13 protein-coding genes and 2 pseudogenes are annotated in these 12210 nt (G+C 48.4%); 14 read left to right on the top strand and 1 reads right to left on the bottom strand.

Annotation, left to right across the window (positions count from 1 at the left end; translation table 11 throughout):
* Positions 1–38: 38 nt before the first annotated feature.
* Positions 39–875, bottom strand: a pseudogene (locus FB479_RS20390) (SDR family oxidoreductase).
* 336 nt (positions 876–1211) lie between these two features.
* Between FB479_RS20390 and coxB the strand changes: the two are divergent.
* The 14 genes and pseudogenes from coxB (at position 1212) to FB479_RS20460 (ending at position 12191) form a co-directional block, all read left to right on the top strand.
* The gene (gene coxB, locus FB479_RS20395; protein ID WP_106656157.1) at positions 1212–2240 is read left to right on the top strand and encodes a cytochrome c oxidase subunit II; all 1029 of its coding nucleotides are present in this window, start codon (positions 1212–1214) and stop codon (positions 2238–2240) included.
* Positions 2241–2311: 71 nt separating this feature from the next.
* Positions 2312–4156 carry a cytochrome c oxidase subunit I gene (gene ctaD / locus FB479_RS20400; RefSeq protein ID WP_106656158.1) on the top strand — a complete coding sequence of 615 codons (1845 nt, stop codon included), beginning with the start codon at positions 2312–2314 and terminating at the stop codon, positions 4154–4156.
* Entirely contained in the window at positions 4156–4782 is a 627-nt protein-coding gene (locus FB479_RS20405) for a cytochrome c oxidase subunit 3 (RefSeq protein ID WP_106656159.1), read from the top strand. The genes ctaD and FB479_RS20405 overlap by 1 nt, the downstream gene beginning before the upstream one ends.
* A gap of 3 nt (positions 4783–4785) precedes the next feature.
* Positions 4786–5103: a cytochrome C oxidase subunit IV family protein gene (locus tag FB479_RS20410; protein WP_106656160.1), complete on the top strand. Its 318-nt coding sequence runs from the start codon at positions 4786–4788 to the stop codon at positions 5101–5103.
* Positions 5104–5543: 440 nt separating this feature from the next.
* Entirely contained in the window at positions 5544–5765 is a 222-nt protein-coding gene (locus FB479_RS20415) for a hypothetical protein (protein ID WP_142066525.1), read from the top strand.
* Positions 5758–5941, top strand: a pseudogene (locus FB479_RS20420) (nuclear transport factor 2 family protein); the annotation flags it as partial. The gene FB479_RS20415 and the pseudogene FB479_RS20420, both read left to right, overlap by 8 nt.
* A gap of 22 nt (positions 5942–5963) precedes the next feature.
* Positions 5964–6818, top strand: a complete 855-nt coding sequence (locus FB479_RS20425) for an NmrA family NAD(P)-binding protein (RefSeq protein WP_142066526.1) — start codon at positions 5964–5966, stop codon at positions 6816–6818.
* 348 nt (positions 6819–7166) lie between these two features.
* Positions 7167–7466, top strand: a complete 300-nt coding sequence (locus FB479_RS20430) for an EthD family reductase (RefSeq protein ID WP_007723387.1) — start codon at positions 7167–7169, stop codon at positions 7464–7466.
* A 2-nt stretch (positions 7467–7468) separates the two neighbouring features.
* Positions 7469–7930 carry a PaaI family thioesterase gene (locus FB479_RS20435; protein ID WP_106656161.1) on the top strand — a complete coding sequence of 154 codons (462 nt, stop codon included), beginning with the start codon at positions 7469–7471 and terminating at the stop codon, positions 7928–7930.
* Between the two features lie 93 nt (positions 7931–8023).
* Positions 8024–8425, top strand: coding sequence for a PaaI family thioesterase (locus FB479_RS20440; RefSeq protein WP_016741459.1), 402 nt, complete (start codon positions 8024–8026; stop codon positions 8423–8425).
* The gene (locus FB479_RS20445; RefSeq protein ID WP_174769457.1) at positions 8425–9210 is read left to right on the top strand and encodes an enoyl-CoA hydratase-related protein; all 786 of its coding nucleotides are present in this window, start codon (positions 8425–8427) and stop codon (positions 9208–9210) included. Before FB479_RS20440 ends, FB479_RS20445 begins: the two co-directional genes overlap by 1 nt.
* Positions 9211–9266: 56 nt before the next feature.
* Complete coding sequence (gene paaK, locus FB479_RS20450; RefSeq protein ID WP_142066527.1) at positions 9267–10595, top strand: phenylacetate--CoA ligase PaaK; 1329 nt, start codon at positions 9267–9269, stop codon at positions 10593–10595.
* Between the two features lie 33 nt (positions 10596–10628).
* Entirely contained in the window at positions 10629–11402 is a 774-nt protein-coding gene (locus tag FB479_RS20455) for an enoyl-CoA hydratase-related protein (protein WP_142066528.1), read from the top strand.
* A gap of 9 nt (positions 11403–11411) precedes the next feature.
* Positions 11412–12191, top strand: a complete 780-nt coding sequence (locus FB479_RS20460) for an enoyl-CoA hydratase-related protein (RefSeq protein WP_087347614.1) — start codon at positions 11412–11414, stop codon at positions 12189–12191.
* Positions 12192–12210 lie beyond the last annotated feature (19 nt).

The following is a 12210-nucleotide window of genomic DNA, read 5'->3' on the forward strand; positions in this document are numbered from 1 at the left end:
ACACACTCCTTGGGGGTGTGTTCTTTTGTGGAAAAACGTTACGATCGCTTTGTCACGATTCGCTCAATCCATGACCACGGAAGCCAATTTTTTGCGGCGATTGTAAGCGCCACGCCTCAGCCAACCGGGTAGCGGAATCGCGGCTTGGGAGTGGTGGCCGCATGGACAATCGTCGAGATGACTGCGTCGGGTGCAGGTGCCTTTTCTATGATCCCTTCTACGTGACGCATCAGTTGTTTCATTTGGGAGACGTAAGGAGAGGCTTCATCAAGCTGTTGGTCTTGCATTCCTTTTTCCCAGATTGCTGTACGAAAGGAGCCGGGCTCAACAAGGACGACTTGAACCTGAAAGGGTAGCATTTCAAGGCGAAGCGATTCGCTGAAGCCTTCGACTGCATGCTTGGATGCGGCATACGGCGAGAGACCAGGGAAACCAAATCGCCCACTGATGCTGCTTACGTTAATAATTCGTCCAGATTGTTGCTGGCGCATATAAGGCAAGACTGCCCGAGTGACGTCGATCAGTCCGAACACATTTACATCAAACTGCTTGCGCCATTCCTCAGAAGAGACTTCCTCGGCAAAGCCACCCAACGCGTAGCCGGCATTGTTCAGTAACAGATCTATGCGCCCATGCCGTGCGATGATAGAGGAGATCGCATCTTGAATTTGTTCCGGATGCGTAACATCAAGGGAAATAACTTCCAGGTGCTCAGGATCTATATGTAAGCTCGCCAATTTGTCAAGAGGGTCTCTTTTTGCTAGATCACGCATAGCAGCAATTACCTGAAAACCAGCCTTGACTAAAGCGACAGATGCGTGTTTACCAAAGCCACTTGAGGTACCAGTGACTAGTGCAATTGGTCTTTTTTGCATGAAATTCTCCTTTTATTTGGGTTGCATGGTAGCATTTAACTGCAAAGTTCACAAATTTGTTCATAAATTTGTTAACAAAATCATAACAAATAGCCTTTGTATTAAGGAAAATTTATGTATACTTAAATGGTTACCACGCTTGGGTAGAAGTGTGCAATACTGCCCCTTACTTTCCTGTTTGTTTTTGGAATGGCTGCTAATACTTTTCTTGTTTGGGCATTATAGTTGTGGAAAGTATTGAATGCGATTTCTTAATACAAATTGAAAAGTACGAAAACTTCTAGTTATAGGCGTGGATAGAACGTTACCAACACGAAGAAAGAGGGGTTCATAGGTATGAAGGGTTGGCAACAGTATTGGCGTCAGCTTTCCCTATTTGGTTTGCTGGCGCTAGTGTTAACCGGGTGTGGCAGAGATGAGCTCTCAGCGCTCAAGCCCTCTGGTCCGGTAGCTGCGATGCAGTTTGACCTGATGAAGCTGTCCTCCGCTATCATGATCGGCGTCTTCATTGTCGTTATGACGATCTTTACGTACGTCCTTATTCGTTATCGTAAGCGTCCCGGACAGCAAGGCATTCCTAAGCAGGTCGAAGGAAATCATGCACTTGAAATTCTTTGGACGGTAATTCCTTTCTTGCTCCTTATCATCATGGCGATTCCAACTGTTACTACCGGTTTCGCACTGCACAAGGAGTATCCAAAAGAGGAAGCAGTTCAAGTCAAGGTTACTGCTCACCAATTCTGGTGGGAATTCGAGTATCCTGATCTTGGAGTAGCAACTGCACAAGACTTGGTATTGCCAGTTGGCAAAAAGGTTCAATTCGTATTAAGCGCATCTGATGTTAAGCACGCATTCTGGATTCCTGCATTGGGCGGTAAAATCGATACGAACCCAGGGCAAGAAAACAAAATGTGGTTGCAAGCAGACAAAACAGGCATTTACTACGGTAAGTGTGCGGAGCTCTGTGGAGCGTCCCATGCCTTGATGGACTTCAAGGTAGAAGTAATGGAACAAGCAGATTTTGACACTTGGGTAGCTAACATGAAGGGCGTTCAGGCAAAAGAACCTGTAACGGCAACTTCTCCACTGGCTGCAGAAGGTCAACAAATCTTCGATAAGAGCTGTTTGGGATGTCACGCTGTGGCAGGTAAAGGCGGCAAGATGGGTCCAAACCTGACTAACTTTGCAGATCGCGAACGTGTAGCAGGTATCAAAGCTCATACGCCTCAAAACATTGCAGAGTGGCTGAAAGATCCGCAAAAAATGAAGCCGGGCAACAAAATGCCTAACCTCAACCTCGATGACACACAAGTGAAAGCGCTTGTAGAGTACATGGAGACATTGAGCGTAAGCGAAAAAAAGTAAAGTAAAACCTCATAAAACTTATTGCATTGACAATCGTCATAGGCAGTGACGCTTAAAAAGGAGGTAAACCCGTGTCTGCACATGCTTCTCATGCACCAAATCGCTCGGGGCTGTGGGATTATCTTACGACAGTGGACCATAAGAAGATTGCGATCCTGTATCTGATTGCTGGTGGGATTTTCTTCTTGGCCGGTGGTTTGGAAGCCCTGCTGATTCGTTTGCAGTTGATGTACCCAGAACTTCAATTGGTTGGTGCCAAGACTTTTAACGAATTAATTACGATGCACGGCACCACGATGATTTTCTTGGCGGTTATGCCGATCATTTTCGCTTTGATGAACGCGATTGTTCCCCTTCAAATCGGTGCACGCGACGTAGCATTCCCGTTTGTTAACGCACTCGGATTCTGGCTATTCTTCTTCGGGGGAGTGCTACTGAACACAAGCTGGTTCTTGGGTGGCGCACCTGATGCTGGTTGGACATCATATACCACTTTGGCTTTGAATCAATACAGTGGAATCGGCGTAGACTTCTACGTACTCGGTTTGCAAATTGCCGGTCTCGGAACGCTGATTGGTGGTATTAACTTCCTGGTTACCATCATCAACATGCGTGCTCCAGGTATGACATTCATGCGTATGCCAATGTTCACCTGGTCGTCCTTTATTACATCCGGTTTGATCCTCTTCGCATTCCCTGCGATTACCGTTGGTCTGGTTCTGTTGATGTTTGACCGTTTGTTCGGCGGAAACTTTTTCAACCCTGACGCAGGTGGTAACGTTGTTATCTGGGAGCACTTGTTCTGGATCTTCGGTCACCCCGAAGTATACATTTTGATTCTCCCAGCATTCGGTATCATTTCTGAAGTGGTTTCTACATTCTCAAGAAAGCGTCTGTTCGGTTACAGCTCCATGGTATTTGCAACTGCGCTGATCGGTTTCTTGGGCTTCATGGTGTGGGCTCACCACATGTTCACAACAGGTTTGGGCGCAATTGCCAACACACTGTTTGGACTTGCAACCATGTTGATTGCTGTTCCTACAGGTATCAAAATCTTTAACTGGCTGTTGACCATGTGGGGCGGTCAAATCCGCTTCCCTACCGCAAACCTGTTTGCAGTAGGATTTATCCCAACATTTACAATCGGTGGTATGACAGGGGTTATGCTTGCGGTTCCGCCGGCTGACTACCAATATCATGACAGTTATTTCGTAGTTGCTCACTTCCACTACGTTATCGTAGGGGGTCTCGTATTCGGTCTCTTTGCAGGTCTGTACTACTGGTGGCCGAAAATGTTCGGTAAAATGCTGAACGAAACAATCGGTAAATGGAACTTCTGGACGTTCTTCATTGGTTTCCACCTTACCTTCTTCCCGCAACACTTCCTGGGTCTGATGGGGATGCCGCGCCGCGTCTTTACATACCTCAAAGATCAGAACCTGGATATGGGTAACTTTATCAGTACGATCGGTGCATTTGGTATGACAATCGGTACCATCCTATTCTTGATCAACGTAGTCGTTGCAGCGAAAAGCTCCAAACGCGCTCCTGCAGATCCATGGGATGGACGTTCACTCGAATGGGCGATTCCTTCGCCGCCGCCAGAGTACAACTTCGTTCAAACGCCTCTCGTTCGCGGTTTGGATGCGTTGTGGGTGGAGAAAATGGCTGGTAACAAAGGCATGACGCCTGCGGAGCCGATTGGCGACATTCACATGCCATCGCCATCGTTCTTGCCATTCCTGATGTCTCTCGGATTGTTCGTAGCAGGCTATGGCTTTATCTACCACAACTATGTGGTCGTAGTCATTGGAATGCTCTTTACACTCGGCTGCATGTTTACCCGTTCTGTGAAAGACGATCCAGGTTATCACATTCATGAAGATGAACTCGAAGAGAAAGGGGTAAAGGCTTAATGGCTACTAATCACGCACATGCAGTATTGCCTGACGAACCGGAAAAAGCCACCCTTGAAGGCAAGAATAAGGTTCTTGGCTTCTGGCTCTTCCTTGGTGGGGAGACAGTTCTCTTCGGTTCCTTGTTTGCAACATTTATCGCTCTTCGTGATCAGGCAAATGGTGGACCAACGTCCCAATCGTTGTTTGACATGAATCTCGTTGCTGTGGCAACACTTCTCTTGCTTACCAGCTCGATGACAAGTGTTATGGCTACGCTGGCTCTGCACAAGAAAGACCTGAAGAAGATTCAGCTATGGCTGACCATCACTGTATTGCTCGGTCTCGGCTTCCTTGCTTTGGAGATTTACGAGTTCGTACACTATGTGAATGAAGGATTGAAAATGTCAACGAGTGCATTCTCGTCTGCCTTCTACACATTGGTTGGATTCCACGGAGCTCACGTAGCGTTCGGGATTTGCTGGATCATTCTTTTGCAAGTATCTGCGACGAAAAAGGGCCTGACGGTAGTAACTGCACCGAAGTTCTATCTGGCATGTCTGTACTGGCACTTTATCGACGTTGTATGGGTATTCATCTTTACCGTGGTATATCTCATGGGTATGATCGGTGGAAAGGTGGGATAATCTATGGGAGCACAAGCTCATAATGAAGAGGTACGCAAGCCGAAAGTCAAACACGATGGTCCGAAAAGACACATTGTTGCTTTCATCGGATCTCTCGTATTGACCGCACTGGCATTCATTGCGGTGGCGTATGAAGCAATTCCATCAGGTTTTACCGTACCATTCATCGTAGCATTGGCCTTTGTTCAAGCGTTCTTCCAGCTGTATGTCTGGATGCACATGGATCAAAAAGGTCATGAGTTTGCACGGATCAGTATTTTCGCAGGATTGTTTGTAATTATGTTGGCGATCTTCGTCTTTATTTTCTGGGTATGGATCTAGGAAATAGAGCGATGTGGGAGGACAGACTTTGGGTCTGTCCTCTTTTTTTTGTTTTGGTTTGGTAAGTAGCTGTAGTGGAGGGGAAGAAGCGAATTTCCAGTCTACGCTTCGGCCTACGCCCCGCTGAGGGAATGGACTGTCCGCTTCGGAATGAATGTCGGGAGCGCTTCAAAAGTAGAGTTTCGAGGAAGAATTCGCAGAGGTTGAAGCTAAAATCACTCCCGCCATTCACCCCTACGCTGGGGCGGGCTCCAGAGGCGCTTGGACTGGAAATTCGCTTCTTCCCACGTGGCTATTGCTTAAGGCATACTTCAAAAATAATTATTGACTAAACGATCTGAAAAATTCTTGACTAAACAGTCCGAAAAAGATAATCTAAACACAGAAGGGAGTATTCATAGCATGGGAAGAAGCAAGAAAGAGATCTCTTTCTTTTAGCCGTGAAGCATTACGCGAGAGAGAAGACGACTGCCGTCATTTCGTATTTGGAGCGACCGGGTTCGGTGAAGGAAAGCATTGCGGAGATTTTCCGTGAAATCGTAACGGTACTCAAGGATGAGAGTCGCTGCAAGGAATGCTTCATTCTGCTCAGTGCCATTGATCAAGTACCACATGATACGGAAATGGCAGCGTTTTTTAATGCCGATATGGCACGAATGTGAAGGTCAAGTGATTGGCTACAGGACTGCCGTACAATCAAAAATACGTGAGTGTTATCCAAATCAAAGACAAGAAAATTATGCATTACAAGGATTATTGGAATCCATTGGTGGCGATAGAGGCTTTCGGTGGCAGTATGCAATCGTTTTTGAACAGAGATCATCAGTTTGGGAACTGAGATTGGATAAGGAGCTGATCATATGGAACGTAAGGATAAGATACTGATCACAGGTGGAACGGGTACAACAGGAAGCCGTATTGCCAAAAAGCTAACGGAACTAGGCTACCATCCCCGTATAGCGAGCCGTACAAAACCATCTCTCGCCGACATCGAGCATGTACATTTTGATTGGAATGAAGTAGCAACCTTCGAGGACTCATTGAAAGATGTGAAAAAGCTATACCTGGTAGCACCAGTGGGTGTGTATGACCCATCTCCGATCGTACTTCCATTTCTGGATCGGGCTTTCAAATCAGGCGTGCAACGCATTGTCATGCTTAGCGCTTTAATTATTCCCGAGGACGGTCCTGTGTTTGGAAGGCTGCATGAAGCAGTTAGCAAACATGCTCCGGAATGGGCAATATTGAAGCCTTCTTATTTCATGCAAAATTTTATTCATGCACAACATGGACACTCAATCAAGGAGGAGGGCAAGATTGTTACGGCCACGGGTGACGGAAGGCTCGGATTCGTAGACGCTGATGATATCGCCGAAGTTGGAGTCCATGCGCTCATTGACGAGATTCCACATAACACCCATCATTTTATTACGGGACCAGAGGCGCTGAGCTACGCAGAAGTAGCTGCGATGATTGAAGCGGCAATTGGACGTACCATCAAGCATGAACATATTAGCAAGGAAGCATTGCAGGATAAGCTGGCCACAGCAGGCTTGGCGATGGAATATGCCGATTTCATGGCAGATTTGGACGAACATATTCGCAATGGTGCCGAAAACAGCGTAACCGATACGGTAGAACGGGTTACAGGAAGAAAGCCACGATCCATGGCGGACTTCATCTCGAGCCATTCCCATCATTGGAAGCGAGACTAAGCCATTTTTCGTACCCATTCCGGACTGAATGGTCAATAATTGATTCCGAGAGCCTCGTTGGATTCAACGGGGCTTTTCTCATGGAGCGGATACTCCTGCGAGTTGGGGCTTTTCCCGATTACTGAAGTCGAAATCACCCTATCGAAGCCTATTCTGTCAGCCTTTTCCCAGTCATAAACATGGAGAGAAGGGAGGATACAATCCGACAGAGTTTTCTTGCTTTTTGAAAAATACTTGCACCTGTCACAAAGGCTTTATATAATAAAAATATTAACATGCGTTAAAATAACGTTATATGAATTAGTCGTCACACATTGCAACTATAATCTGAGGAAAGCAGGGATCATGATGGTGAAATTGGTAGCAATTTATCGCAAGCCCGAAGATATTGATGCTTTTGACAAGCATTATTTCGAGGTACATGGCCCATTGGCAGAAAAAATGCCTGGCTTAATCAAAATGGAAGTGAGCAAAATCTACGGAACGCCAATGGGAGAATCCGACCTGCATCTGATGGCAGAAATGTACTTTGAATCGAAAGAAGCTTTGATGGAAGCGTTGTCATCTCCTGAAGGTCGCGCAGCAGGAAAAGACCTCCGTGGCTTCGCCGGACCAATTGTGTCCATGCATTTTGCAGAAGTCGTTTAATCATGACCACGAAAAGGTTGATAGACGAACAAGCGCTCCATCAGAAGCATTACGCAGAGATTTGTGAGAAGCTAAAGCAAGATCCATTTGCACAGTTTTTGGGCATCAAGCTGATTGAGCTGGGAGAAGGAACGGCGACTGCGGAAGTCACAGTTGCCGAGCATATGCTGAATGCGCACGGCACTGCACATGGCGCAATCATCTTCTCCCTGGCAGACTTTGTTTTTGCAGCGGCCTGTAATTCCTATGGAAAAACATCTGTAGCACTTTCGATGAATATCGGATTTTTGGCTGCTGCCATGAAAGGGAATCGCTTGGTGGCAACCGCGACCGAAGAGAAGAAAAACAATCGAACAGCCTGGTACCGTATCCGCGTAGAAACGGAGCATGGCTTGGTAGCGACCCTGGATGCACTGGCTTACCGGAAAAGTGATTACTTCGTCAAAATCGACGAAAACGAATAACTGACAGCGAAAATAAAACGGGGAAAGGATGCCAAAAGCCACGTGCTTAGGCTCCTTTCACTGTTTCAAGACGATACGAGAAAGGGGGCAAAGATGTCAGTGGAGATCCGTAATCGATTCAACCACTACCTGGGCATAGAAGTCGTGCATCGAGATGAACAGGGCTGTAAGGTAGCACTGAAAATTCGCCCCGAGCTGTTCAATAGCATCGAAGGTGTCGTACACGGAGGCGTTACGGCGACACTAGCCGATGTGGCAATGGGGCATGGGGCAGCACCTCATGTGGATGGCGTACAGCAATGTGTGACGGTGGAGAGCAAGATTCAATACCTGCACCCTGCACGTGGTGAGGTACTAGAGGCACAATCCCATGTATTGAAACAAGGAAAAAGCTTGATCGTGATGGAAGCACGCGTGACTTGTGATGGCAAGCTTGTGGCTTTTGCTACCGGTACGTATGCACGTGTTAACCCGCCTGCACAAGGAGGACGTTGATGATGGAAGAGAGCGTTCGCTTTGAACGTGAAGGACATATAGGACTGATTACGCTGAATCGTCCAGATGAACTGAATGCGCTGAACTACAATACATTGGAGCGCCTGGGAAACTTGATTGAGCAGGTGCGGTTGGATGCAAAAGAGATTCGTGTGGTCATCGTGAAGGCAGAAGGGCGAGCATTTAGCGCAGGGGCAGATTTGAAGGAGCGTCGTACACTAACGGAACAGCAGGTACGCCGCAATGTCCGCAAAATCCGCGATGTATTTACTGCGTTGGAGAGGCTTCCGCAGCCGACCATTGCCATGATCAACGGATTTGCTTTTGGCGGGGGTTTTGAGCTGGCGCTGGCCTGTGATTTCCGCTATGCCGTCGCAGATGCCAAAATGGGTCTGACAGAGGTGAGTTTGGGCATCATTCCTGGGGCGGGTGGTACGCAGCGGTTGTCTCGCTTGATCGGACCTTCCAAGGCAAAAGAGCTGATCCTGACTGCCAGGCGCATCCAAGCGGAGGAAGCGCAGCAAATCGGTTTTGTAAATGCAGTTGCAAAAGATATAGAAGAGCTGCGTGAGCTGGCAATGGGGCTGGCGAACGAGATTTTGGCAAATGCTCCGTTGGCGGTTTATCAGGCAAAATCAGCGATTGATCGCGGAAGCAGTGTCGATTTGCAGACAGGTCTTGATATCGAAACAATGTGCTATGAAGTGATTATTCCCACGACAGATCGTCTGGAAGCATTGGAAGCCTTTCGCGAAAAGCGAAAACCAGTTTTTAAGGGCGAGTAACATTTTCAAATAAGTACTCCTACCGAGTCATCACGCAAGGGAATGAGGGAAGCGACATGATCTTTAATACAGAAATGGAAACGCTACCAAGAGAGAAAATGACGGAACTGCAACTGGCACGCTTGAAAGAAACGGTCAAACGCGTATACGAGCGCGTTCCTTTCCATACAAAAGCATTCAATGAGGCCGGTGTAAAACCAGAAGATATTCAATCGATCGAAGACATACAGAAGCTCCCATTTATGAAAAAGACAGACTTGCGGGAAAATTATCCCTTCAATCTGTTTGCAGTCGAAATGAAGGAAGTGGCACGTATTCATGGTTCTTCCGGGACAAAAGGAAAACCGACTGTGGTCGGCTACACCAAAAAAGACCTAGAGAATTGGGCGGAGATCGTGGCACGCGCCATTTGCTGTGCGGGTGGAGAGCCAGGAGACATTTTCCATAACGCGTATGGCTACGGCCTTTTTACAGGCGGTTTGGGATTGCACAACGGCATCGAGCACATGGGGGCAGTCGCAGTGCCGGTATCCGGCGGCAATACCTCCCGTCAAATTACGTTGATCGAGGACTTCAAGCCACGTGGCATTGCAGCAACGCCATCCTATGTCCTCAACATCGTGGAAGAGATGAAAAAGCAAGGAATCGATCCACGTGAGACGAGTGTCAAATACGGGATTTTTGGTGCAGAGCCGTGGTCGGAAGAAATGCGCGTACAGCTGGAGCATGAGCTCGACATTAAAGCGGTGGACATTTACGGGTTGAGCGAAGTGATGGGGCCAGGTGTTTCCATTGAATGCCATGAGGTGCAGGATGGTCTGCATATCGCAGAAGACCATTTCTACGCAGAAATTATCGATCCGAATACCGGAGAAGTGCTCCCATACGGACAAGAGGGCGAGCTCGTATTCACGTCGCTGACGAAAGAAGCATTCCCGGTTGTGCGCTATCGCACGGGTGATATCGCTTCCCTCAATCCTGAGCCCTGTAAGTGTGGACGGACAACCATGCGGATGTCGCGCATCAAAGGGCGTGTAGATGACATGCTCATTATTCGCGGGGTCAATGTGTTCCCGACAGAGATCGAGTCCGTTCTGCTTACGTTTAACCAATTGGCTCCACACTACCAGGTCGTCATTGAACGCGACGGTGCCCTCGACCGTTTTGAGGTGCACTGCGAGCTGACACCAGCATATGCAAATGAGATCAGTGGAAATGACAGCTCTGCTCTCTCGCCATTGGTGAAAGAAATCTGCCATCACATCAAAAATACGTTGGGCGTGTCCGTGGTGCTGCGGGTGCAACCGCCAAATTCCTTGACGCGCAGCGAAGGCAAAGCGATTCGAGTCGTGGATAACCGAAACAAATCACAGGCAGCTATGTAAACCAGCTCCTGTAAAAAAAGGGTGTGACAGTTCATGGCCTATGAATATATTAGCGTAGCCAGTGAAGATGGTGTCGGTATCATTACGTTGAATCGACCGAAGATTCTAAATGCGTTGAATTTGCAGCTCGTCGACGAATTGGTTGACCAGCTGGAGCAAATGGACCACGACCCGGATATTCGGGTGATCATCCTGACTGGCAACGCGAGGGCGTTCGCAGCGGGTGCCGACATTAATGAAATGGCGGAAGCATCAGCCATCGAGATCATGAAGCGCAATCAGTTCGCGGTTTGGGATCGCATCTCACTCATCTCCAAGCCGATTATTGGTGCCGTCAGCGGTTTTGTGCTTGGTGGTGGCTGTGAATTAATGATGAACTGCGATATCGTGATCGCTTCGGAGACAGCCGTCATTGGTCAACCGGAAATCAAGCTGGGAGTCATGCCTGGGGCTGGTGGTACACAGCGTCTGACGCGTGTGGTAGGTGAGCGAAAAGCACTGGAGATGCTGCTCACAGGTGAACCGATTTCGGCCAAGGAAGCGTTGAAATACGGACTGGTCAATCGGGTAGTGCCAGTGGAGGCGTACTATCAAGAAGCGCTCAAGCTGGCGAAGCAAATCGCCCAGCAGCCGCCGCTCGCGGTACAGGTAATCAAAAAAGCCGTGTACAAAGCTGGTGATCTCCCCCTGCAAGAGGGAATGGATTACGAGCGAAACAGCTTTTATCTTCTTTTGGCAAGCGAAGATCGAAAAGAAGGCATGCAAGCTTTTCTGGAGAAGCGCAAACCCCGTTTTACGGGAAATTAGGAGGCGGCCATGTACGAAACGATTCTCTATGAGGTGTCAGAAGGCGTAGCAGTGGTGACCTTGAACCGTCCGGACAAATTCAATGCGTTTACAGCTGTCATGAACAAGGAAATCACCGATGCGTTGAAGCAAGCGCAGAAGGATGCGGATGTGCGCTGCATCGTTCTCACCGGAGCAGGGCGCGCGTTCAATGCGGGTCAGGATCTCAGTGACGTTTCTGGGGGAGGAGATGTGGATTACGGTGGTTTCTTGCGGGATCGTTATAATCCAATGATCCTCCAGTTTCAAAAAACAGAGAAACCGATCATCGCAGCGGTAAACGGTGTAGCAGCAGGTGCAGGTATGAGTGTTGCGCTGGCGTGCGATATTCGCCTGGCATCGGAAAAGGCATCCTTCGTCAATGCTTTTGTCAACATCGGGCTCGTTCCTGATTCAGGAGGCTGCTACTTCTTGCCGCGCATCGTCGGGATCGGCAAGGCGTTGGAGCTGGCGATGACGGGGGAAAAGGTATCCGCTGAGGAAGCGCTGCGGATAGGACTGGTCAATCAGGTGTACCCTGCCGAGAGCTTCATGGAGGATGCGTTGGCGTATGCCCGCAAGCTGGCGTCACTGCCGACGAAGGGGATTGGTTTGATCAAGCGCACGATGTACAAAGGTCTTGAGATGGGGTTGGAAGAGACCTTGGAATATGAAGCTTTTGCACAAGAAGCGGCTGGCAGCACAGAGGATCACAAAGAAGGGGTCACCGCTTTCATGGAAAAACGTGCGCCTCGTTTTACAGGCCGTTAGAGGCGAAGGGAGGCAAGCC

The sequence above is a fragment of the Brevibacillus sp. AG162 genome, from assembly GCF_006715575.1.
Lineage (GTDB): Bacteria > Bacillota > Bacilli > Brevibacillales > Brevibacillaceae > Brevibacillus > Brevibacillus brevis.